Genomic DNA, 23,194 nt, shown 5'->3' with positions numbered 1-23,194 from the left:
GCATGGGGCTGGCGCGCCGCCCGATTGTTACATCAGGATGACATCGTACTGTTCCTGGTGGTAGCCCTTTTCCACCTGCAGCGAGATGCGCTTGCCGATGAAGTCGCCCAGCATGGCCAGGTGCTGCGATTCTTCTTCCAGGAACAGGTCGATCACCTCCTGCGAGGCGACGATGCGGAACTCGCGCGGGTTGAACTGCTTGGCCTCGCGCAGCAGTTCGCGCAGGATCTCGTAGCAGATCGTGCGCGAGGTTTTCACTTGCCCCTTGCCGCTGCAGGCCGGGCAGGGCTCGCACAGGATGTGGGCCAGCGATTCGCGCGTGCGCTTGCGCGTCATCTCGACCAGGCCGAGGGCCGAGAAGCCGCTGACGGAGACCTTGGTGCGGTCGCGCGCCAGGGTTTTTTTCAGTTCCGCGAGCACGGCGTTGCGGTGCTCGTTGTTCTCCATGTCGATGAAGTCGAGGATGATGATGCCGCCCAGGTTGCGCAGGCGCAGCTGGCGCGCGATGGCGTGCGCCGCTTCCAGGTTGGTCTTGAAGATGGTGTCGGCGAAGTTGCGCCCGCCGACGTAGCCGCCGGTGTTGACGTCGATGGTCGTCATCGCCTCGGTCTGGTCGACGATCAGGTAGCCGCCGCTTTTCAGGTCCACGCGCCGGCCGAGGGCGCGCAGGATTTCTTCCTCCACGCCGTACAGGTCGAACAGCGGACGCTCGCCGGTGTAGTGGGTGAGGCGCGACAGCACGCTCGGGGTGTAGACCTGCGCGAACTCGACCAGCATGTTGTAGTTCTCGCGCGAGTCGACCTGGATGGTGGCGGTCTCGTCGGTTACGAAGTCGCGCAGGACGCGCTGGGCCAGGTTCAGGTCCTGGTAGAGCAGCGAGGTGGGCGGCCGGGTGCGCGCGCCCTGCTGCACCGCGGCCCAGGTCTTGCGCAGGTAGTCGACGTCGGCGGCCAGGTCCGCATCCGAGGCTTCCTCGGCCTGGGTGCGCACGATGTAGCCGCCCCGTTCTTCCTTGGGCAGCAGGTTGGTCAGGCGGGTGCGCAGGTGCTCGCGGTCGGCTTCCTTCTCGATCTTCTGCGAGATGCCGATGTGCTGGTCCTGCGGCAGGTAGACCAGCATGCGGCCCGCGATCGAGATCTGGGTGGACAGGCGCGCGCCCTTGGTGCCGATCGGGTCCTTGATGACCTGCACGGTCAGGACCTGGCCGTCGAACAGCAGCTTTTCGATGGGCGTGGGCGCGGCCAGGGCGCCGTTGGGGCCTTCGTGGTTGCGCGCTTCCCAGATATCGGCCACGTGCAGGAAAGCCGCGCGCTCCAGGCCGATGTCGATGAAGGCCGACTGCATGCCCGGCAGGACGCGCACGACCTTGCCGAGATAGACGTTCCCCGCCAACCCGCGCGTGAGGGTGCGCTCGATGTGCAGTTCCTGCACAGCGCCCTGCAGGATCAGCGCCACGCGCGTTTCCTGCGGGGTGATGTTGATGAGGATGTCTTCGTTCATGGCCGGCCGTGCAGTATTGTTCAGAGTGACATGATACACGGTGGGCGCACGCGAAGGAGGCCGGGCAGAGGGTTTTACGTAGGGTGGTCGGCTCTGCCGACCGCGCGTTCAACCAACGCCAATGCCGTCGCGGCGCGTCAATTCATGCGTGATTTGAACGCGCGGCCGGCGAAGCCGACCACCCTACACGGGGTAGCCCGCCTTGCGCAGCAGGTTCGCCGTCTCGAACAGCGGCAGCCCCATGATTCCCGAATGGCTGCCCTCGATGTGCTCGACGAACAGCGCGGCCAGTCCCTGGATGCCGTAGCCGCCGGCCTTGTCGTAGGGTTCCGGCGTGGCGCAGTAGGTCTGGATCTGGGCCGGAGTGAGGGTGGCGAAGCGCACCGTCGACACCTGCGTGAGCTGCTCGGCGACGCGCTCCGCATGCACCGCCACCGAGGTCAGCACCTCGTGCGTGCGCCCGGACAGGCGCTCGAGCATGGCAACTGCTTCGGCATGGTCGGCCGGCTTGCCCAGGATTTCGCCGTCGATGGTGACGGTGGTATCCGCCGTCAGCACCGGGCGCAGCGGCTGGCGGCGCATCTGCAGAATGTTCCAGGCGAAGGCGCCTTTTTCCCTGGCCACGCGCGCCACGTAGGCGTGCGGGTCTTCGCCCGGCAGCACGTCTTCGCTGACGTCGATGCCGCGCGCCGGGTCGCCGCGCAGCATCAGCAGTTCGAATTCCACGCCGACCTGGCGCAGCAGTTCGCGCCTGCGCGGGCTCTTCGAGGCGAGGTAGATCTTCTTGTCGGTAAGTTTCATCTGGGAGCGCTTCAGACGCGGTGATACGGGTGGTTCTGGGTGATCGACCAGGCACGGTACAACTGTTCCGCCAGCATGACGCGCACGATTCCGTGCGGCAGCGTCATGCTGGAGATGCGGATCATGCCTTCGGCGCGCGCCTTCAGGGCAGGGTCGAGACCGTCGGCGCCGCCGATCAGGAAGGCGGTGTCGCGCCCATCCTGCTGCCACTGCTCCAGCATCTGCGACAGGCCGACGCTGGTCAGGTCCTTTCCGCGTTCATCGAGGGCGATGATGCGCACGCCTTTCGGCAGCACGGCTTCGATGCGCTCGCGCTCAAGCGCCATCGCGGTGGCGGCAGTCTTGCTGCCGGAGCGTTCGACCGGCTTGATTTCCTTGAGCACGATGCGCAGCTCGGGCGGCATGCGCTTCGTATACTCGCCGAACCCGGATTCGATCCAGGCCGGCATCTTGTGCCCGACTGCGGCAATGATCAGCTGCATGAGAAGGCGCTTATTCGGCGGCCTTCTTCACGCGGCGGATCACTTTTTTCACCGGCTCGGCATCTGCGGGGGCAGCAGCCTTTGGGGTACGCTTCGGCGGCTTGGCCTTGGTGGCTTCGACGGCGGCGACTTCGCTCTTGCTCGGCGCGACCTTCACGGTCTTTCCGGTCGGAACCTTCTTGGCGGCCGGCTTCTTCGCGGCGGTGGCGCCGGTAGCGGTCTTGGCGGCGCGCTTGGCGGCAGGCTTGCGCTCGTTGACCGGCTGGGCTTCCGGCTCGTCCTTGTTGGCGGCCAGGTGCTTCGACTTGGTCTTCGACTCGGCTGCCTCGGCCGCTTCCGGCGTCGACTTGCGCTTGGCGGCGCCCAGCTTGACCGGCTTCTCGCCCCAGATTTCTTCCAGGCGGTAGTACTGGCGGATGGCCGGCTGCATGATGTGGACGATCATGTCGCCCAGGTCGACCAGCACCCATTCGCCGGTGTCCTCGCCTTCCAGGCCCACGACATCGCCGCCTGCTGCCTTGACCTTGTCGCGCACCGAGGCGGCCAGCGCCTTCGTCTGGCGGTTCGAGGTGCCCGAGACGACCGCGATGCGGTCGAACAGGCTGGTCAGGTGCATCGTGTCGAACAGGACAATGTCCTGGCCCTTGACGTCCTCGAGGGCGTCGACGACGAGCGTTTGCAGTTTCTTGATATCCATTAGCTTTTGTATAAGTTGTGTTGTTGAATATAGTCTAGCACTTGCGGCGGAAGGAGCGCGCTTATGTCTGTGCCCTTCTTGTCGCCCGCGCGTAAGCGGTGTCGGACTTGGGTTGCGGAAATGTTGACCGCTAAAGTGTGTGCCAGGCATACCTTGCCGCAGGGCGTAGCGCGCACTTCCGCGGGCGTCGCCAGTCGTCCTGCGAGCGCCTGGGCCACCGCGGGCGGCAGCTTGTCCTGGTCCAGTGCATAGCCCGGGCGTGCCGCCACGCCGAGGTTAGCCAGGCTGAACAGCACGGGCCAGTCGCGCCAGGTGTCGAGCTTTTGCAACTGGTCGGCGCCCATCACGAAGACGATCGAGGCAGCCTCGCCCAGTTCCGCGCGCAGGCCGCGCAGCGTGTCCACGGTATAGGTGGCGCTGCCGCGTTCGATCTCCTGCAGGTCGATCGTGACCGGGAAGGGCTGGCCGGCGAAGGCCAGTTCCAGCATCGCCACGCGCTGGGCGTCGCTGGCCTGCAGGCTGCCCTTCTGCCACGGACGGGCCGGCAGGATGCGCAGCTGGTCGGGCCGCAACAGGTCGGCGAACAGGGCGGCCAGCGCGACGTGGCCGTGGTGCACCGGGTCGAAGCTGCCACCCAGCAGGGCAATGCAGGGGTTCACGAATGTGGTCCGGCGTCCAGCCAGTCGCGGTGGACGAGGAAGTCGGTGTACAGCGCGGCTTCGGGGCTGCCCGCTTCCGGATGCCAGTCGTAGCGCCATTTCACGATCGGCGGCATCGACATGAGGATCGCCTCGGTGCGGCCGCCCGACTGCAGGCCGAACAGGGTGCCGCGGTCCCACACGAGGTTGAACTCGACATAGCGTCCGCGCCGGTAAGCCTGGAAGTCGCGCTCGCGCTCGCCATAGGGCAGGTCCTTGCGCGCCTCGACGATCGGTAGGTAGGCGTCCAGGAAGCCGTCGCCGACCCGCTTGACCATGGCGAACGCGGCGTCGAAGCCGGTCTCGTTGAAGTCGTCGAAGAAGATGCCGCCCACGCCGCGCGGCTCCTTGCGGTGCTTCAGGTAGAAATACTCGTCGCACCAGCGCTTGAAGCGCGGGTGCAGGTCGGCGCCATACGGCGCCAGCGCGTCATGGCAGACCTGGTGGAAGTGGCGCGCATCGTCCGCGTTGCCGTAATAGGGCGTCAGGTCCATGCCGCCGCCGAACCACCAGACCGGGTCCTTGCCCTCAGCCGTAGCTTCGAAGAAGCGCACGTTCATGTGCACGGTCGGCGCATACGGGTTGCGCGGGTGCAGCACCAGCGACACCCCCATCGCTTCCCAGGCGCGGCCCGCCAGCTCGGGGCGCGCGGCCATCGCCGATGGCGGCAGGCTGGCGCCGCGCACGTGCGAGAAATTGCAGCCGCCGCGCTCGAAGACATTGCCCTCTTCGATCAGGCGCGAGATCCCGCCGCCGCCTTCGGCCCGTTCCCAGCTGTCGGCCAGGAAGGGCTTGCCGTCGACCGCCTCGAGCGCATGCACGATGCGCTCCTGCAGGTCGAGCAGCCAGGCCTTGACGGCGTCGGGGTTGGGGATGGACATGGAGAATGGGTCGGTTTCAAAAGGGGCGATTGTACACCGCGGCCGCTGCCCCGACAAAAACGGCCCGCATGCTGCGGGCCGGGCATTGTGGAAGCTGCTGTTGAAGAAGCCTACGGCTTCAGCCCTGCTTCAGGCCGCGCCAGCCGATGTCGCGGCGGTACTGGGCGCCGTTGAAGTGGATCTTCTCCACCGTCTCATAGGACTGCTTCTGCGCCATCCTGATGCTGTCGCCCAGGCCGACCACGCACAGCACGCGTCCGCCGTTGGTCTGCAGCGAGCCGCCCACCAGCTGGGTGCCGGCATGGAACGTCACGCATTCCGGCGTCTCGGCCGGGATGCCGTCGATGACGTCGCCCTTGCGCGGGCTGTCCGGATAGCCTGCGGCGGCCAGGACGACGCCCACGGCGGTGCGGCGGTCCCATTCCAGCTCGACCGCGTCGAGGCTGCCGTTGCAGGCGTGGTCGAGCACGGTGGCCAGGTCGCTTTTCAGGCGCGCCATGATCGGCTGGGTTTCCGGGTCGCCCATGCGGCAGTTGAATTCCAGCGTACGCGGGTTGCCTTCGCCGTCGATCATCAGTCCCGCATACAGGAAGCCGGTGAAGACGATGCCGTCCTTGGCCATGCCCTGGATGGTCGGATTGATGATCTCGCGCATCACGCGCGCGTGCATCGACGGGGTCACGATCGGGGCAGGGGAGTAGGCGCCCATGCCGCCCGTGTTCGGGCCTTCGTCGTTGTCTTTCAGGCGCTTGTGGTCCTGGCTGGTCGCGAGCGCCAGCACATTCTTGCCGTCGCACATGACGATGAAGCTGGCTTCTTCGCCGGCCAGGAATTCCTCGATGACGATGCGCGCGCCGGCGTCGCCGAAGGCGTTATCCGACAGCATGTGGTCGACGGCAGAATGAGCCTCTTCCAGCGTCATGGCCACCACCACGCCCTTGCCGGCGGCCAGGCCGTCGGCCTTGATGACGATCGGGGCGCCGTTCGCATCGACGTAGGCATGGGCGTCGGCGGCATGCGAGAAGCTCTGGTACTTCGCGGTCGGGATGCCGTGGCGCTGCATGAAGGCCTTGGCGAAATCCTTCGAGCTTTCCAGCTGCGCCGCTTCTTTCGTCGGGCCGAAGATCTTCAGGCCGCGCGCGCGGAACAGGTTGACGATGCCGGCCGCCAGCGGCGCTTCGGGACCGACCAGGGTCAGGGCCACGCCTTCGGCCACCGCGAAGTCGGCCAGCGCGGCCGGGTCGGTGATCTCGACGTTCACCAGGCGCGTGTCCAGCGCGGTGCCACCGTTGCCGGGAGCGACGAAGACTGTCTGGACCCGTTCCGACTGCGCCAGTTTCCAGGACAGGGCATGTTCACGGCCGCCGGAGCCGACTACGAGGATTTTCATGGTGGTTTTTCCGCTTGCTCTTCGTGTTTACTCTTCGATGATCGCGTTGGTGTAGACGTCCTGGACGTCGTCCAGGTTTTCCAGCGCGTCGAGGATCTTCTGCATCTTGACGGCGTCTTCGCCGGTGAGGACGGTCTCGTTGTCCGGCTTCATGATGACTTCCGATACCTCGGCCTTGAAGCCGGCCTTTTCCAGCGCTTCCTTCACGCCGGAATAGGAGAACGGGTGGCACAGCACTTCGAAGCCGCCTTCCTCGTCCTGCACCACGTCGTCGGCGCCCGATTCGAGCGCCGCCTCCATCAGCTTGTCCTCGTCCACGCCCGGCGCGAACTGGAACTGGCCGACGTGCTTGAACATGAAAGCCACCGAACCCTCGGTGCCCATGTTGCCGCCGTACTTGTTGAAGGCGTGGCGCACTTCGGCCACGGTGCGCACGCGGTTGTCGGTCAGGCAGTCGACGATGATGGCCGCGCCGCCGATGCCGTAGCCTTCGTAGCGGATTTCCTCGTAGGCGACGCCTTCGAGCTCGCCGGCGCCGCGCTGGATCGCGCGCGTGACGTTATCCTTCGGCATATTCGCATCGGCCGCTTTTTCAACTGCCAGGCGCAGACGCGGGTTGGAAGCGATGTCGCTGCCGCCCATGCGTGCGGCCACGGTGATCTCCTTGATCAGGCGCGTCCAGATCTTGCCGCGCTTGGCGTCGGTGGCGGCTTTCTTATGCTTGATGTTGGCCCATTTGCTGTGTCCAGCCATTTTTAAATATTCTCTTTTAAAATCAGTAAGTTAGAGACATTTGTGTTGGCTGACTCAGCCGAAAAACACAACAAAAACACAATGTCGTTTCCGTCAGTCAGTTATTATCTCAAAAAAACACACAACCAGGAGCATCATAGATGGCAAGCATCTACGAGAGGACCCATCCTACGACCAAGGTGAAGTCGTTTCAAGTGCAGATACGACGAACGGGCTACCCGCCCAAAAGTAAGACCTTTGCAACCAAAGAAGAGGCTACCAGATGGGCAATTGTCAATGAGGCAAATGTCTTAAACAACAAGACGATCACCTCAAAATCCAACACAAAACTTAAAATTTCAGAAGTAATTGATTGGTATATCAAGAACCCAAACAAGCAAAGAGTCTTAAAGACAAAGAAGCATTTTAACAGGTTACATTTTTTGAAGACAGAATTTGAACATTTCACCGTTGGAAGTTTGACCGCAAAAATTCTTCAAAAATGGATTGATAAACGGTTAGAAATAAACGAGCCGTCGACGGTTTACCATTACTATGTAGCCTTAAAAAATGTTCTTGAACATCACAGTGTTCAACACGGCTATAGTCAAGAGATTTTCAAACTTGCCAAATGTCCGACAGGTTCAACCCAACGAGAACGACGGTTTAGCCGTGATGAAACTGCTGAACTTTTCAAGACAATCAAACATCGATGCCGAGTTAAACAAAAAGAATTAAAACTTACAGTTTTATTTGCAATTGAGACTGCTTGCAGGATTGGCGAAATGTTGAAGTTGGAGTGGAGCGAAGTTGATATTAAAAATCAAGAAGTAACATTCTTGGCAAAAAATACTAAAACTAAAAAAACCCGAAAAATCCCAATCAGTTCAACAGCAAGAAAGATCTTGCAGTGGATTAAGAAACATCACAATCCTGAAAACAAGAGAAATAAACGGGTATTCGATTTTTACGATGTAAGCGAACATCAACTCAGCCGACAGTTTAAAATTTGTTGTAATAAGGCAGAAATACATGACATTCGATGGCATGATCTGAGGCACGAAGGGACTAGCCGATTCTACGAAAAAGCACCAAATTTGACCGATATGGAGATTGCTTCTATTACAGGACATGCAAGTCTAAATTCTCTTAAAAGGTATGCACATTTGCGACCTTCATCAATACTTCATAAACTTTGGTAAGTATTTTTAAACAAACAGCCCCACAAGTTGGGGCTTTTACATTCGAGAAATTATGAAAATCAGTGAATTTATCAATGATGAAAATCATATGGCTAACCTTGGCGAAGACCAATTTAAAGAGGTTTTCGACCTTGAAGCCATTGAACAACTATCAAACAATGAGCATGAGAAGCAAAGGGTTTACTGGCTCAGCCAGTGGCTAACTGGCAATGTATCCGAGCCGTTTGAATGTATTAAAAAGTTAGACAAGGCAGAACAATGGCGAGTGTTTGACACTTGGTTTGATCTCGTGAAAGATCCTGAATATCTTCGTGAAATTGGCAAGAGCATCGTGAAAGAATTTATCAAAGGTGATGCACTGTAAAATAATACAGTAAGATTACTGTAAAATTGAGTATTAACCAAAAGCCCCTACATGGGGCTTTTCTTATAAGTTCTTGAGATAATTCACAAATCTCTTCCAAATCCACCAAGCAAGCATGGGACCAGGCAGGAGAATAATAAGAACAAATATGAGGGTTTTCTTGAGTGTTTTCATAGTCAAAGAATACCGTACATATTTAATAATTGGAGCCCTTTGTAGGACCTATCTTTAGTTTTTTACCGTAAAAATCTATAGCAAGGGTAATGTAAACTTTTACAGTATTAACCAAGATATCCCCGCAAGGGGATTTTTTATGTTTGGAGAAAAATTTGTTATAAAGACGATATAACAAACCTCAATGCCGAAACGGAAAAATCAAGCATAAATCCGATACATAAAGGCTTTCAGAGATTTTATGGAGAACAAGGAGAAAGAAAGGAGAAAAGAAAAAACGGCTGAAACCCAATAAATACGGGCTGCTTGCCAGAAAAGGAGAAAAATATAGGGGGGTGGGGGGTATATATTTTTGAAAAAAGGAGAAAAAAATTGTCTCCATCTGTTGACATTTGGAATTTTTTTGCTTTAATGAGTTGAAATAAAGGAGAAATCAAATGGCATTTAACAGAGCAAAAATGATAGAGATGCTGGCTAAAATCCAGCACGACAAAGAAAAATATGCAGAATTTATCAGTCTCTACTGTTTATCAAGAAGCATAAAGACTGGCAATGATTGGGATAGGATTATGGCTCTAACACCCGTAAATTCTGTATTAAACCTTGTGATTGAGCAGACAAGAAAAGGAACAGATTTTCCTCATCAAATTGCATTTTTTGGTGTTTTACACTATCTAGCAGGCTACCTACTTAGCAAAGAGATTCATATTGATCTACATGGGCAGAAAATCTACCCAGACATTTGGAACATAATCCTTGCCCCATCTGGATCAGGAAAAAGCACAGTCGAGAGTTTCATCTCAAAATTATTTGCAGATGTCGACTTGAAAAAATTAGAGCCGTTCACAACAGCAAAAGCATATGTTCAAAATCTGGCACAAACTCCTAAAGGTTTACTCGTCAAAGACGAGTTTGCTCAACTATTAGCAGGAATGGAACAACAAACATATCTACTTGAGTTAAAAGACTATTTTTTAAAGACCTACGACAATGCTGATATATCCAGGACCACAGGAAAAGATAGCACTGTGGCTCATGAACCTGCAATAAGCATCTATGGTTCGACAGTTGATAGAACCTTCACTAAATACATTACCGAAGAAATGCTATTAGACGGTTTTGCCCAAAGGTTCAATTATGTATTTTGTGAAGAAAGAGATAAGAAAAAAGCATTGCTCAGACATAACCAAGGCATTGAAATAATCAAAGATGAATTAAACAGAACGATAGGTAACATTGAACACCTGAAATTCTATTTGTCAGATCGAGCGATCACAGAATTCGAAAAACTCTTCCATCAAAATTACAATCAGTTCAAAGGAATTTCATACTCATTTTTCAGAAGAACTCAGTTTAAGACCTTGAAATATGCTCTTCTTTACCATGTGCTATTAAACAAGAGTTCCAACATGATTGACGAAGAAGATATTAGATGGGCGGATAGAATTACATTTACTCATTTTGTTGACCTGAAAAAAATGCTGGATATGTATGATGAGAATGAGGCTCACAGTATAATTGACAGAGCAATTGAGTTAAAAGAGAAGTTTAAACAACAAAATAAACCATTTACTCCGCGAGATATTACCAAATATCTCAAAGGAAAAATAAAGAACATTGCAGAAGCAAAACTCCTTCACTCACTAGTTCTAGATATAGAAAAAGTTGAAGAAAAACACGATAGTGAAGATGCATCTGCACTGAACTAAGAAAATCCAGCAACAGCAAAAACGAACCTGCGAGAGCAGGTTTTTTTACATCTAAAAATAAGAAAATCTAAAATTGACTAGGTCACTTCCTTTTTACAAAAGGAAAATCTGATGGTTCCCTTAAGCCTTTATTTATCGGGTTTTTCTCATGCCAGCAAAAAGCCATCTCAAAAACTTGACTTTAATTTTAAATTTAATATATTTGTATTATGAAAAATACAATATAGAGGAAAAGTTATGGCAAGAATTTTTACAGATAGCGGTATGGGATATTACGACGAAGATGAATTAGAAAATTTGGGTTGTGCCGACATTGCTGATGCAAACGACTGTGTGTTCGGTTGCATCTATCAAGACGGAGAAATCGAGATTTATCCAAACAGCAGGGAGAACTAAATGAAAGACATTAATTTAAAGCCTGAACATGGGTTTGCCTGCTGGGACTGTCCAAATGCGATTTGGCAAGAGGGAAAAGTAGGATTATCAAGCAATGATGAGATCGAGTTCTTAACATGTTATTGCCAGAAACTTCATAAAAATACATATGTAAAAAATTCACAAGATGCACCAAAACCTATGCTTTTTTATACAAGGTGCCAAGCAAAGGAAGATTTTTTAAGAGAGATAATTGATGGGAGTAGTCAGCAATGATGGAGAAAACAAAAAAAACTTTTAGGATAACTAAAGATAAAAATGAAAAACTGATCCAGTTGAGGAATTATTTCAATCGTTCTTTTGATAGTGTTTTAGAGCAGTTGATAGAAAATGCTTATCTACGAATGAACGAAGAAATGAATGCGAATGTAACCGAAGAACTTAAAGAAACAGCCGTAAGAATGTCTTTTCAATACCAGCAGTTAGCAATCGAGATCGGAAAACTAAAGGAAGAGATTGGAACACTGAAATCTGAAAATTCTACTTTAAAGGAAAATTTAGATAAAACTGACAGTGAAATTATTGGGCAAAAAGATAGAGTGGAAAAATTAAAGATTCAAGTTGGTCAAATGTTTTCAGTGTCAGCAGAACGAGAAAAAAATCAAAAGCAGTTTTTTAAAGAAATAAATGATTGGATTAAAGCAAAAGACAAATCGTTTGTCTCAAAAGTTAAAAGTTTATGGGAGAAGTAAGTGATTAAGATTTCAAAAGCAGGTTCAGGAACAGTCGACTATTTAGCCGATGCTGAAACAGCACACAATAGCAATCCTGACCTGGCTTTTGATACAGAAAGGTTCAGCAGATATTTGAGCGAACAAGGCATCAAGCCTGAAACAATGGACTTTAAAGCATATGAGAATTATCTCAACCAAGAAAATAGCCATTATGAGGCAAAGATGTCGGGAGGTCTTGCTGACCTTTGGAATATAAAATATTCGAAGAAAGTTTTTTCTGAGTTGAAGAGTGGTAAATCCCCAATTGGTAACGATGAGTTTGAAAAAATCCACGGTTACAAACTAAAAAAATCAAAGAATTTAATCAACATAAAAGAAAATCAGCAAACTGGACTGTCGATGCTGTCGACAGTTCCAAAGTCTGTCTCAATTCATTTTGCAAAAGGTTCACAAGACGAACGAGATAGAATTAATTCTGCATTAGAAAAAACCAATGAAATGATGTATGCAGAATATGCAAAGCAGTTGAAGCCTAGTTGCAAGAAAGGCGAATATCAGGATTTTGATCCTCAACAAACAAAGTGGCTTGTGATGAGTTTTACTCACTACGAGGATAGGGGTTTAGACCCCCATTTGCACAAGCACGATGAAGGTGTGCCGTTTGCTGAATTCTCGTTATATAAGCATGATAAAGACGGCAATAGAATGAAGGACGATAAAGGCAACTATGTCTTTGAAAAGAAAATGCTTGCTATCGATCCTGAACAAATTTTCAAGCGACAGCTTGAAAATTCTGCCATGCATGATGGTTTACTAAATTCAGAACTTCAGAAGGCTGGTTTTAAAACAGAGGCAATGACCACCGAAGATGGTTTTGAAACCTTTCGCATTGCTGGTTATACCAGGAGCCAAGAATTATCCATGTCAAAAAGACAGGCTGAAATTGAAGCATTTATTGAAGAGCAAAAAGAGAAAGGGAATTATTTTTCTTCAACAGTTCAGGCTGAAGCAGCCTTTGCAGATAAGGTTCGTAGAAATACCCAAAATGAAAAAATTCACCACAATGCGAATGAAATATTAGAAATTGTTAAAAATGAAGTGAATAAAAACATTTCTATAGCAGAGCAAGAAAGTATTGATGAAGTTCAGAAGACTGCAAGGCAGGAATACAAAGAGATCGATTACAAAAAAATTCTATCTACTGCTGGGTTTGAAACCGATGGAGTAATTGAAGAAACCAAACTAAGGAAAGCAATTATCCAAGAATTGAAATACTCAAAGCAGTTTAATAGTGTTGAAGACTTCAACAAATCAATTGAAAATACTATCAAAACCCTATCAATGAAAGAGAACGGTAAAGATAGATTGATTAAGATGGAAGACGGAAGATTTACTAAACTTGATATTGTATTGAATGAAAGACTACTCAAGGAAAATATTGAAGTAATCAAGAATACATTGAATATTCCAAGTATAGAGGAGAGAGAAAACTCAAGGAAAATTCTTGCTAAATTTGTTAGCGAAGCAAGAGAAAATAAGAAGCCATTGAAAGACGGACAGTTAGAAGCATGTAAGAATATTGTCGAGGATAAGGCAATTACTTTAGTTATCGGTGATGCTGGAACAGGCAAAACTTCGTCTGTAATAAAATTTGCTAATCTGTTCCACTCAAAGAATGGAAAGAAAGTCTTTGGTATTTCAACACAAACCAAAACAAGTAAAGCCTTAACCGAGGCTAATATTGAAGAGCAAAATTGTTTGAATACGAAGCAGTTTATTGCTAAGGCATTTGATTTAAACACTGGAGAAATTAAACCAAAGTTCTTGTCTGAAAATAAGAACTCCGTTTTAATTTTTGATGAAGCAGGAATGATCGGGGCAGAAGATTATCGAAAAATTACAGATTGGGCTAGACAGTCGAATTCCCAATTGTTATTGGTAGGAGATCAAAAACAACTCCAATCAGTTTCTTACGGGAATGCTTTTGTTCAGATCCAAAATCAGTTAGATAAAAATGACATTTCTAGGCTCCAGGAGAACACTAGGCAAAAAAACGAAGTTGCTAAAGAAATTGCCGAAGGCTATAGAGATAAGGATATTGATAAGGTCTTTGAAAATCTTGAAAAAAATAACTTGCTTGTCAAGGATAAAGATAACAGTAAACTTGCTGATAAATTATGTGCTGACTATTTAGCCGATAAGGAAGAAAGCAAGATTATTGTTTGTGGCTTAAATAGTGAAATTGACTACATCAATGACAAAATTCGTAATGCATTAATAAAGCAAGGTAACTCAGGCATTGATTATAAAAATCAAGTATCAATTGAGGTTGAGAGAAAATCAGGTTTATCTGTCGTTAAGCAGGAAAGAGGTTTTTGCAAAGGGGATAGAATTGTATTCTTGCAAAATTTTAAAGATAAAAGCAATAAGAGTGCGAACTTATTCAACAATGCCGAGCAAGGAATAATTCAGAAAATTGAGATTGCCAAGAATGGGCATTTCAACATCGAGGTGAAAATTGGTTCTGAAAAAGATGGATTTAGAACCGTGAAATTTAATTCAGGTGAATACAATAAATTCAACCATTGCTTTGCAATATCAAGCCACAAAAGCCAAGGTGTTACTGTTAAAAATACCTACCATCTTGGAAATCCAAATACATCAGCACAAAAATGTTATGTTGATGGAAGTAGGCATGAGAACCAATACAAACTATATATAAACGAAAATGATATTGAAAAATATAAGAAGAATGCAGTGAAAGAAGCAGTTAAGGCAACCACCTTAGATGATGATGCTTGTCAAAAATCTGCTGATGAGTTTATTCAAATGAAAGCACAAGCAAAACGAGGTTTGCCAAAACCTATGCCTGGAAATTTGCAAAAGAAAACTGATAAGAATGGCTTGCTAGATATTGCTAATGCCATTTATAAGAAAAAACAAGAATTGGAAAGAGAAGAACAGTTCAGGCAATACAAAGAAAAAGAAGCAAAAGATGCCGAATTAATAGTTTTAAAAACTAAGCAAGAAGTCCTTCGCGCGAAGTTCCAACTGGAAGAAAAAATGAAGGAAGAAGCGAGAATTCGAGCGGCTGAAAAAATGTCAGCGGATCTTGTTGAAAATCTTAAATTAAGCAGTCAAAAAACTCGCAGTAAAAAACTCAAGATGTAAAAAAGCCAACCGAAAGGCTGGCTTTTAGAGTTTAAAATCTGTCAGTAATCACAGTCAAAATATCGGCTTGATCCACAGCCAGATCCTGAATATTCATTGCAAGACTTCACAAAGAAAATTACAGCAAAGATTGAAATTATTATTTTTGTCGGCAATGCAGTCTTAGGATTTTTAAGCAACAAATATATTACATAAAATATTCCTGAAATACCTGCACAATACGACAGAACGAACAAGAATGATTTTGGCTCATCTATGAGCATGTGCATTAAGCCAAATACAATGGCAACTATTGGAAGAAGCACCCCTATGATAAGGGGAATAAGCATCAATATTGCCTTAATATATTTCATTGTTGTTGTTGGCTTTTATTTGAATCCGATGTGCTTCTTCGTTTTTTCAGGCTGAACAGCAAGTTCAAATTCTAGAATTGACCTGTTGATGATTGCAACAATTGCTCTCTGTCTAAATGCCCACCAATCCTTCTCTAGATGCCCTTTACGGGCTTTTTTCTGCACTCTAGTAGGTTTGTCAGGTGAGAGTGAAATTTCGTGCTTGAGAGCCTGTTTAACCTGTTGCCGACCGTGATTGGCAAGATACTCAGCAAGGCTATAGATGCTAATTTTTATCCGACCTGTCTCATCTTCATACGGTATCGGAAATTTACCCTCACTTCGCTTGTTGGCTTGCTGACCTACGGACATGCCAATTATTTCAGCAATGTCTTCAGGAGTGAGCAGGACTTTGTTGCCAAAAATTCTTCTCAAATCAGCAAGTATAATCTCAAGCATAAAAACACAAAAAAAACACAATGGTGTGGTGAGACAGGCTGATTTCGACTGATTTGCTTAAAATCGTCTAAAAATAAAACCCAATAAAATCAATGACTTGTACTTGTTGACACCGTCAAAATTTGCTGATATGTTCGACTGGTTTTAAGCCCATTTGCTGTGTCCAGCCATGTCGAGATTTCCTTAGACGGTAGGGGAAGCCGGTGCGCCGGGTGCGCGCTGCGCGGCCGGTGATCTAGCTTCCCTGATGCAAGAATGGGCGACATTTTAACATAGCCCCTTCGTGCAAAATCGGTCCGGGGATGTCACGGAAACAAGAACAAGGTTCCCAAGGCGACCATCGCCGCGCCGGCCACGCAGGCAGCCAGCGCGCCTTCCTCGAGCTGCAGTTCGGCCAGCGCCAGCAGCCCCACCGCAAGCACGATGGCCGGATTGCCCGGCCCGCCGCCCAGCAGGAGCAGGAGCAGCAGCCAGCAGCAGCCCAGGCACAGGCGGCCGTGTTCCGCTCCCTGCCACAGCGGGCCAGGCGCGCCGGCGCGCCAGTCGACCAGCACGCCCGGCAGCGGCGCGCGGCAGTGCTGCAGGCAGGCATGCTTGGCCGGGGTCCACTGCCAGGCGCCGGCCGCCACCAGCGCCAGTCCCAGCACCGGATCGGGGGCCGCCAGCGTGGCCTCGAGCAGGCCGGCGTCGTGCAGGGCCCAGTGCAGCAGGGTCGCCAGCGCCGCGAAGCCGGCCCAGGCCAGCAGGCAGCCGAGCACGAACAGCAAGGTCGCCAGGCGCGGCCAGCGCACGGCCCCGCGGCGGCGCGCGACACGCAGGTAGACGAACAGTCCCCCCACCGCGGCCGGCAGCATCAGCGCCACGCACAGCCCGGTCCACATGGCGAATAGCAGCAGCCCGCCCGCGCGCAGGGGCGCCGGCGGCGGGGACGCGGCGCCGGCGGCCCACTGCGGCGCGGCGCCGTGGAAAGCAAACCACGCCCAGCAGGTGCAGGCGAGCAGGGCCATCCAGGCCAGGCCCAGCGCCAGCGGCCGGCCCGGGCGTTCATCGATGCCGGCCAGGCTCATCGATGGCTCCCGCGCCGCGCGAGCGGACCCCTCATTCGCACGATCCTTGCGCCCGCCCGGCGCCGCTTGCGCCCATGGTTTGACGAGTTCGTCATTCTGTCTCTCCTCGGTATGGTTGACGTGCGCTGTTCGACAGCGCTGCGGCGGCCGCGTTCTGTCTTGCGGATGGGGCCAGCTCCAGCAAGCCCGGCAGATCACGCTTACAATCGTCGGATGAACCCAAGCGCCCCCGCCAACTCTGCTGCTCCTTTACCACGTGCAGCGCTCGTCGCCGGCCTGTCGATCGCCATCGCGGGCGCCGTCCTGTTTTCTACGAAGGCCATCGTCGCCAAACTGCTGTATCGCTACCACATCGACGCGGTAACCTTGATCGCGTTCAGAATGCTGTTCTCGCTTCCGGTGTTTGCGGCCGTCGCATTCTGGAAGATGCGGACCCAGCCGCCGCTATCGGGCAGCGACCGCTGGCGCATCGTGGTGCTGGGCCTGCTCGGCTACTACCTGTCGAGCTACCTCGACTTCCTCGGCCTGCAGCACATCTCGGTCGGGCTCGAGCGGCTGATCCTGTTCCTGACTCCCACCTTCGTGCTGCTGGCGAACGTGGCGATCTTCAAGCGGCGCGTCAAGGCCGTGGAGTGGGCGGCGCTGGGCCTGGCCTACTGCGGCATCGTGCTGGTGTTCGTGCACGACCTGGCCGGTGGCTCGGGTGACACGGCGATCGGCTCCCTGCTCGTGCTGGGCTCGGCCATCTGTTATGCCGTCTACCTGCTCGGCACCGGCGAGATGGTCAAGCGCATCGGTTCGCTGCGCCTGGTGGCGTACGCGATGTGCGTGTCGAGCGTGGCCTGCATCGGCCAGTTCTTCCTGCTGCGCCCAAGCAGCATGCTGGTGCAGCCGGCCGAGGTTTACTGGCTCTCGCTGGTGAATGGGGTATTCTGTACGATCTTCCCCGTGTTCATGACCATGGCCGCGGTCCAGCGCATCGGCGCCGCGACCGCCTCGCAGGCCGGGATGATCGGTCCGGTGTCGACGCTGTTCCTCGGTGCGCTGATCCTCGGCGAGCCGGTGACCGGCGTGCAGCTGGCCGGCACCGGCCTGGTGCTGCTGGGGATTTATTCTCTCTCGCTGAAAAAATGACGACGCCAAACAGACCACCACGCATTGCATTGATCGCGCACGACAAGAAGAAGGACGACATGATCGCCCTCGCGGGCGAGTACCGCGATTTCCTCCAGGGCTGCACGCTGTCGGCCACCGGCACCACCGGCGGGCGGCTGGCCAACGAGCTGGGCCTCACGGTCGAGCGCAAGCACTCCGGCCCGGTCGGCGGCGACCTGCAGATCGGCGCCCAGCTGGTGCAGGGCGAGATCGATTGCGTGATCTTCCTGCGCGACCCGATGACGCCGCAGCCCCACGAACCCGACATCAATGCGCTGGTGCGCGCCTGCGACGTGCACGACATCGCCTGCGCCACCAATGTCTCGACCGCGCGCCTGGTGCTGACGCAGCTGGCGACGGCCGCCCGCGTGCAGGGCTGAAGGAGGCGCATGTGGAGAACCCCATGCTGGTCAAAGCAATCCGCATCGCCGCCACCGGCGGCCCGGAAGTACTCGATTACGTGGACGTCGAGGTCGGCGAGCCGGGGCCGGGCGAGGCGCGCGTGCGCCACCATGCGATCGGCCTGAACTACATCGACACCTATTACCGCACCGGCCTGTACAAGATGGCGCTGCCGTCCGGCCTGGGCCAGGAAGGCGCCGGCGTGGTGGAGGCGGTGGGCGAGGGCGTCACGCACGTCGCGCCCGGTGACCGGGTGGCCTACGCCGGCGGTCCGGCTGGCGCCTACAGCGGGGCGCGCGTCATGCCGGCCGACATGCTGGTGAAACTGCCCGATGCGATCTCCTTCGAGCTGGGGGCCGCGATGATGCTGCAGGGCCTGACGGTGCAGTACCTGTTCCGCCAGACCTATGCACTGCAGCCCGGCCAGACCATCCTGTTCCATGCGGCGGCGGGCGGCGTCGGGCTGATCGCCTGCCAGTGGGCCAGGGCGCTGGGCGTCGAGCTGATCGGCACCGTGGGCTCGGAAGAGAAGGCGGCGCTGGCGCGCGCCCATGGGGCGGCCCACGTCATCAACTACAGCACCGAGGACGTGGTGCAGCGGGTGCGGGAGATTACCGGCGGGGTCAAGGTGCCGGTGGTGTACGACTCGGTGGGCAAGGATACCTTCATCCGCTCGCTCGACTGCCTGCAGCCGCGCGGGCTGATGGTCAGCTTCGGCAACGCCTCGGGCGCGGTGCCGCCGTTTCTACTTTCCGAACTGGCGTCGCGCGGCTCGCTGTACATCACGCGGCCGACGCTGTTCGCCTATGCGGCCAACCGGCAAGCCCTGGAGGCGATGGCGCGCGAGCTGTTCGACATGGTGGAGAGCGGGAAGCTGAAGATCGAGGTCAAGCAGCGCTTCGCGCTGGCCGATGCGGCGCAGGCGCACCGTGCGCTCGAAGGGCGCCGCACCACCGGTTCGACGGTGCTGCTGCCATGAGCCGCCCCGACAAGGAAGACGACGGCTCGCCGAAGTTCGGGCGGCTGCTGATCGTGCTGGCGTTCGCGCTGGTACTGATCGTGGCGATCACCTTCGGGTCGGAGGCGTATTTCACGTAGCGTGGGCGGATTCTCCGCCCACGCGGGAATAGCTTCAGGACGATATGCCGTGGCAGTGCTGGCAATCGTTGAACGCGCGGGCGGGAAACCCGCCCACCCTACAAAAAACGGAGCCAGCGGCTCCGTTTTGCGTTGCGGCCTATTAGCCGTTCTGCTGCTTCAACTCCACCCGGCGCGCCACGCCCGACGGGCCCGGGAAGCCCTCGAAGGCGCTCTGCACCAGCGCCGGCATCAGCGCGGGCGTGGACAGCTGGCGGCTGGTGTTGTGCACGGTGACGTCGAACAGGCGCTTGCCGTCGGCGGCCGACTTGATCCCGACCTGCAGCTCGCGGCGGTACATGTGCTCGATCGAGACCTGGTAGCCCGGGCTGAAGAATGGATCGTGGTAGAACGGGTGGTAGCCCCAGAACGGACGGCGCAGGCCGCGGTAGCCGAAGCGCTGCATCGGGTGGTAGAACGGGTGGTAGAAGGGCATGACCGGCTCGACCACGCGCACCGGCACCTCGGTGGTGGTAAAGCGCATCGATACCGCCAGCGCCGGCTTGCCGCCGCCGCTGCTGGCGTCGCGGAAGCCCAGGCGCGCCAGCTGGCCACGCACCAGGTCCTGGTAGGCGCGGTACTCCAGCGTGTCGTCGTGCACCGGCGGCGCTTCGAATACATAACTCTTGTCCTCGACCTGGGCGGGCCACTGGTGGAAGGTGGTGACATCGCTGCGGATCGTGGTGGCGCACCCCGTCAGCAGCATTGCGAACGCCGCTCCGGCGGCGATCATCAGGCGTTTCATTGCTATCTCCCTCGTCTATGCGGACTTTTCCGATCGTCTAGATTACCTTCTGTTCAGCATCTTCTACAAACAATTTACACCCGGTTACTCGCGCCACATTCCGATACATGCGCCAAACGTGGCGGGCGCCGGGAAGCCTTGTTGGTAAAATAAACACTTCAGTTACGTATCTCAACCTGTCCTTTTTGCGGATTTCCCTATGCGCACCGATACGCCCCAGACGGTTTACCGCAGTGACTACACCCCGCCCAGCTACCTGGTGGATACCGTGGAACTCGGCTTCGACCTCGACCCCGCCCGCACCGTGGTGGCCAACCGCATGACGGTGCGCCGCAATCCCGACAGCGCCCAGCGCGAGATCGAACTCTACGGTGAGGACATCGAACTGGTGGCCTTGCGCCTGAACGGGCGGCTGCTGGCGGAGCGCGACTACGCGATCAACGGCAGCATGCTCACGATCCCGAATGCGCCCGATGAAGCCACGCTCGAGATCGAGACCGTGTGCGTGCCGGAGCAGAACACCACCCTGAGCGGCCTGTACACCTCGAACGGCAACTTCTTCACCCAGTGCGAGGCCGAGGGCTTCCGCCGCATCACCTATTTCCCGGACCGCCCGGACGTGATGGCGAAGTTCACGGTGATGCTGCGCGCCGACAAGGAGCGCTATCCGGTGCTGCTCTCCAACGGTAACCTGCTGGAAGAAGGTGAGCTGGGCGACGGCCGCCACTACGCCAAGTGGGAAGACCCGTTCAAGAAGCCTTCCTACCTGTTCGCGCTGGTGGCCGCGCGCCTGGTGTGCCAGGAAGAACGCTTCCGCCTGGCGGATGGCCGCGACGTCCTGCTGCAGGTATGGGTGGAAGACGGCAACCTCGACAAGACCGACTATGCGATGCAGTCGCTCAAGCACAGCATCCGCTGGGACGAGGAACGCTACGGCCTGGAGCTCGACCTCGACCGCTTCATGATCGTCGCCACGGGCGACTTCAACATGGGCGCGATGGAGAACAAGGGCCTGAACATCTTCAATACCAAGTTCGTGCTGGCCAATCCGCGCGTGGCCACCGACATCGATTTCCAGGGCATCGAAGCGGTGGTGGCGCACGAGTACTTCCACAACTGGACCGGCAACCGCGTCACCTGCCGCGACTGGTTCCAGCTGTCGCTGAAGGAAGGCCTGACGGTGTTCCGCGACCAGGAATTCACGGCCGACATGATCGGCACCGACAGCGGCCGCGCCGTGACCCGCATCGACCAGGTGCGCACCCTGCGCCAGGCCCAGTTCCCCGAGGACGCCGGCCCGATGGCGCATCCGGTGCGCCCGGACTCGTTTGTCGAGATCAACAATTTTTATACGGTCACGGTGTACGAGAAGGGCGCCGAAGTGGTGCGCATGGTTCAGACCCTGCTGGGCCGCGAAGGCTTCCGCAAGGGCATGGACCTGTATTTTGAACGCCACGACGAGCAGGCCGTCACTTGCGACGACTTCCGCCTGGCGATGGCGGACGCCAACGGCCGCGACCTGACCCAGTTCGAGCGCTGGTACGACCAGGCCGGCACCCCGGTGCTGCGCTTCGAAACCCGCTACGACGAGGCGGCGCAGACGTATTCGCTGACCCTGTTCCAGTCCTGCCCGCCGACCCCGGGCCAGCCGGACAAGCTTCCCTTCCACATCCCGGTGGCGGTCGGCCTGCTCGACCGCGAGGGCCGCGACATGCCGCTCACGGTGGACGGCAAGGAGATGGGCAGCACGGCCGTGCTCGAACTGCTCGATGCCCAGCAGACCTTCGTGTTCAGCAATGTGACCGAGCAGCCGGTGCCGTCCGTACTGCGCGACTTCTCCGCGCCGGTGATCCTGCAACACGGCTACAGCGACAGCGACCTGCTGCACCTGTTCAAGCACGACAGCGACCCGGTCAACCGCTGGGAAGCCGGGCAGCGCCTGGCCATGGGCCGCCTGCTCAAGCTGACCGGCGAGGCCCCGGTCTCGACCCGCCTGAGCCTGGACGATACCTTTATCGAGGCGATGCGCCGGGTGCTGCTCGACGAGTCGCTCGACCCGGCCTTCCGCGAGCAGGCGCTGCTGCTTCCGACCGAGACCATGATCGCCGAGCAGCTAGCGGTGGTCGATCCGCTGGCCGTGCACATGGCGCGCCAGTTCATGCGCGCCAACATCGGCGCGCGCCTGCGCGGCGAACTGCTGGCGCAGTACGAGGCCAACCAGACGCCCGGCCCGTACAGCCCGGATGCGGTCTCCGCCGGCAAGCGCGCCCTCAAGAACCTGGCGCTGGCCTACCTGAACGCGGCGCCGGACGAAGACACCATCGCGCTGGCGCTGCGCCAGTGCCGCGACGCCGACAACATGACCGACCGTGCGGCGGCACTGGGCGCCCTGATCCACGCGCGCGCGCCGCAGGCCGACGAGGAACTGGTGCGCTTCTACGACGAATTCCAGGGCGAGGCGCTGGTGGTGGACAAGTGGTTCGCGATGCAGGCCGCGGCCCCGACCACCGACATCGCCAAAATCCGCGAGCTGATGCGCCACCCGGCCTTCAACCTGCGCAACCCGAACCGCGCGCGCAGCCTGATCGCGACCTATTGCATGGGCAACCCGGTTGAGTTCCACGCGCCGAACGGCAGCGGCTACCTGTTCTGGGCCGAGCACGTGACCCTGCTCGACGCTCTCAACCCGCAGGTGGCGGCGCGCCTGGCGCGCGCCATGGACCGCTGGCGCCGCTATACCCCGGAGCTGCAGCAGCACATGAAGACGGCGCTGCAGCAGGTGGCGGGGCAGCAGCGGCTGTCGAACGACGTGCGCGAGGTCGTGACGAAAGCACTCGCGAATTAACGTAGGGTGGTCGGCTTCGCCGACCGCGCGTTCAGCCAGCCCATGCGCAGCCATGACGCATGTCGAAGTTGAACGCGCGGTCGGCAGAGCCGACCACCCTACATAAAAGCCAGATCACAAGAATCCAAACCAAACCAAAGGA

General features: G+C 55.0%; 24 protein-coding genes. 12 read left to right on the top strand and 12 right to left on the bottom strand.

What is annotated here, in order from left to right:
* Nucleotides 1-27 precede the first annotated feature (27 nt).
* The 8 genes from rng to AC56KL_RS17895 form a co-directional block, all read right to left on the bottom strand.
* Nucleotides 28-1,500, bottom strand: a complete 1,473-nt coding sequence (gene rng / locus AC56KL_RS17930) for a ribonuclease G (RefSeq protein ID WP_497181528.1) — start codon at nucleotides 1,498-1,500, stop codon at nucleotides 28-30.
* Between the two features lie 183 nt (nucleotides 1,501-1,683).
* Nucleotides 1,684-2,301: a Maf family protein gene (locus tag AC56KL_RS17925; protein WP_497181527.1), complete on the bottom strand. Its 618-nt coding sequence runs from the start codon at nucleotides 2,299-2,301 to the stop codon at nucleotides 1,684-1,686.
* A gap of 11 nt (nucleotides 2,302-2,312) precedes the next feature.
* Nucleotides 2,313-2,783, bottom strand: coding sequence for a 23S rRNA (pseudouridine(1915)-N(3))-methyltransferase RlmH (rlmH, locus tag AC56KL_RS17920; protein ID WP_277482897.1), 471 nt, complete (start codon nucleotides 2,781-2,783; stop codon nucleotides 2,313-2,315).
* Nucleotides 2,784-2,793: 10 nt separating this feature from the next.
* Entirely contained in the window at nucleotides 2,794-3,480 is a 687-nt protein-coding gene (gene rsfS / locus AC56KL_RS17915) for a ribosome silencing factor (RefSeq protein ID WP_497181526.1), read from the bottom strand.
* Nucleotides 3,480-4,139, bottom strand: coding sequence for a nicotinate-nucleotide adenylyltransferase (gene nadD / locus AC56KL_RS17910; RefSeq protein WP_497181525.1), 660 nt, complete (start codon nucleotides 4,137-4,139; stop codon nucleotides 3,480-3,482). Before nadD ends, rsfS begins: the two co-directional genes overlap by 1 nt.
* Complete coding sequence (gene hemF, locus AC56KL_RS17905) at nucleotides 4,136-5,059, bottom strand: oxygen-dependent coproporphyrinogen oxidase (RefSeq protein ID WP_497181524.1); 924 nt, start codon at nucleotides 5,057-5,059, stop codon at nucleotides 4,136-4,138. The genes nadD and hemF overlap by 4 nt, the downstream gene beginning before the upstream one ends.
* Nucleotides 5,060-5,177: 118 nt before the next feature.
* The gene (gene purD / locus AC56KL_RS17900; RefSeq protein ID WP_497181523.1) at nucleotides 5,178-6,449 is read right to left on the bottom strand and encodes a phosphoribosylamine--glycine ligase; all 1,272 of its coding nucleotides are present in this window, start codon (nucleotides 6,447-6,449) and stop codon (nucleotides 5,178-5,180) included.
* A gap of 27 nt (nucleotides 6,450-6,476) precedes the next feature.
* Nucleotides 6,477-7,202 (bottom strand): YebC/PmpR family DNA-binding transcriptional regulator, encoded by a 726-nt coding sequence (locus AC56KL_RS17895; RefSeq protein ID WP_497181522.1) that lies wholly within the window; start codon nucleotides 7,200-7,202, stop codon nucleotides 6,477-6,479.
* Between the two features lie 140 nt (nucleotides 7,203-7,342).
* Here AC56KL_RS17895 and AC56KL_RS17890 point away from each other — a divergent pair, with 140 nt between their 5' ends.
* The 7 genes from AC56KL_RS17890 (at nucleotide 7,343) to AC56KL_RS17860 (ending at nucleotide 14,910) form a co-directional block, all read left to right on the top strand.
* Nucleotides 7,343-8,383 carry a site-specific integrase gene (locus AC56KL_RS17890; RefSeq protein ID WP_497181521.1) on the top strand — a complete coding sequence of 347 codons (1,041 nt, stop codon included), beginning with the start codon at nucleotides 7,343-7,345 and terminating at the stop codon, nucleotides 8,381-8,383.
* A 52-nt stretch (nucleotides 8,384-8,435) separates the two neighbouring features.
* A complete protein-coding gene (locus AC56KL_RS17885) occupies nucleotides 8,436-8,747 on the top strand; it encodes a hypothetical protein (protein ID WP_497181520.1) in 312 nt (103 codons plus the stop codon).
* Between the two features lie 611 nt (nucleotides 8,748-9,358).
* Nucleotides 9,359-10,630 (top strand): DUF3987 domain-containing protein, encoded by a 1,272-nt coding sequence (locus tag AC56KL_RS17880; protein ID WP_497181519.1) that lies wholly within the window; start codon nucleotides 9,359-9,361, stop codon nucleotides 10,628-10,630.
* Between the two features lie 237 nt (nucleotides 10,631-10,867).
* Complete coding sequence (locus tag AC56KL_RS17875; RefSeq protein ID WP_497181518.1) at nucleotides 10,868-11,026, top strand: hypothetical protein; 159 nt, start codon at nucleotides 10,868-10,870, stop codon at nucleotides 11,024-11,026.
* Complete coding sequence (locus AC56KL_RS17870) at nucleotides 11,027-11,281, top strand: hypothetical protein (protein ID WP_497181517.1); 255 nt, start codon at nucleotides 11,027-11,029, stop codon at nucleotides 11,279-11,281.
* Complete coding sequence (locus tag AC56KL_RS17865) at nucleotides 11,278-11,757, top strand: hypothetical protein (RefSeq protein WP_497181516.1); 480 nt, start codon at nucleotides 11,278-11,280, stop codon at nucleotides 11,755-11,757. Before AC56KL_RS17870 ends, AC56KL_RS17865 begins: the two co-directional genes overlap by 4 nt.
* A complete protein-coding gene (locus tag AC56KL_RS17860; protein WP_497181515.1) occupies nucleotides 11,758-14,910 on the top strand; it encodes an ATP-dependent DNA helicase in 3,153 nt (1,050 codons plus the stop codon). It abuts the gene before it with no gap.
* A 41-nt stretch (nucleotides 14,911-14,951) separates the two neighbouring features.
* Here the strand turns inward: AC56KL_RS17860 and AC56KL_RS17855 are convergent, their stop codons facing one another.
* The 3 genes from AC56KL_RS17855 to AC56KL_RS17845 all read right to left on the bottom strand — a co-directional run bounded on the left by AC56KL_RS17855 (nucleotide 14,952) and on the right by AC56KL_RS17845 (nucleotide 16,768).
* A complete protein-coding gene (locus tag AC56KL_RS17855; protein ID WP_497181514.1) occupies nucleotides 14,952-15,263 on the bottom strand; it encodes a hypothetical protein in 312 nt (103 codons plus the stop codon).
* Nucleotides 15,264-15,278: 15 nt separating this feature from the next.
* Nucleotides 15,279-15,701, bottom strand: coding sequence for a hypothetical protein (locus tag AC56KL_RS17850; RefSeq protein ID WP_497181513.1), 423 nt, complete (start codon nucleotides 15,699-15,701; stop codon nucleotides 15,279-15,281).
* Nucleotides 15,702-16,006: 305 nt separating this feature from the next.
* Nucleotides 16,007-16,768: a copper chaperone gene (locus tag AC56KL_RS17845; protein ID WP_497181512.1), complete on the bottom strand. Its 762-nt coding sequence runs from the start codon at nucleotides 16,766-16,768 to the stop codon at nucleotides 16,007-16,009.
* 213 nt (nucleotides 16,769-16,981) lie between these two features.
* Between AC56KL_RS17845 and AC56KL_RS17840 the strand changes: the two genes are divergently transcribed.
* The 4 genes from AC56KL_RS17840 to AC56KL_RS17825 are packed head-to-tail and all read left to right on the top strand — an operon-like array spanning nucleotide 16,982 to nucleotide 19,423.
* Nucleotides 16,982-17,902 (top strand): DMT family transporter, encoded by a 921-nt coding sequence (locus tag AC56KL_RS17840; protein WP_497181511.1) that lies wholly within the window; start codon nucleotides 16,982-16,984, stop codon nucleotides 17,900-17,902.
* On the top strand, nucleotides 17,899-18,303 hold the full coding sequence (locus AC56KL_RS17835; RefSeq protein WP_497181510.1) for a methylglyoxal synthase: 405 nt from the start codon (nucleotides 17,899-17,901) through the stop codon (nucleotides 18,301-18,303). The genes AC56KL_RS17840 and AC56KL_RS17835 overlap by 4 nt, the downstream gene beginning before the upstream one ends.
* Nucleotides 18,304-18,329: 26 nt before the next feature.
* Nucleotides 18,330-19,304 (top strand): quinone oxidoreductase family protein, encoded by a 975-nt coding sequence (locus tag AC56KL_RS17830; RefSeq protein ID WP_497181566.1) that lies wholly within the window; start codon nucleotides 18,330-18,332, stop codon nucleotides 19,302-19,304.
* Nucleotides 19,301-19,423 carry a hypothetical protein gene (locus AC56KL_RS17825; protein ID WP_497181509.1) on the top strand — a complete coding sequence of 41 codons (123 nt, stop codon included), beginning with the start codon at nucleotides 19,301-19,303 and terminating at the stop codon, nucleotides 19,421-19,423. Before AC56KL_RS17830 ends, AC56KL_RS17825 begins: the two co-directional genes overlap by 4 nt.
* 142 nt (nucleotides 19,424-19,565) lie before the next feature.
* On the opposite strand, the gene AC56KL_RS17820 is transcribed toward AC56KL_RS17825, so the two are convergent.
* Complete coding sequence (locus tag AC56KL_RS17820; protein ID WP_497181508.1) at nucleotides 19,566-20,207, bottom strand: DUF4136 domain-containing protein; 642 nt, start codon at nucleotides 20,205-20,207, stop codon at nucleotides 19,566-19,568.
* A 199-nt stretch (nucleotides 20,208-20,406) separates the two neighbouring features.
* Between AC56KL_RS17820 and pepN the strand changes: the two genes are divergently transcribed.
* The gene (gene pepN / locus AC56KL_RS17815) at nucleotides 20,407-23,052 is read left to right on the top strand and encodes an aminopeptidase N (protein ID WP_497181507.1); all 2,646 of its coding nucleotides are present in this window, start codon (nucleotides 20,407-20,409) and stop codon (nucleotides 23,050-23,052) included.
* Nucleotides 23,053-23,194: the final 142 nt, after the last annotated feature.

The organism is Telluria sp. ZB4P34 (assembly GCF_059686055.1).
Note: the sequence above shows the minus strand (reverse complement) of the source record. Positions and strands in the feature narration are given on the sequence as shown.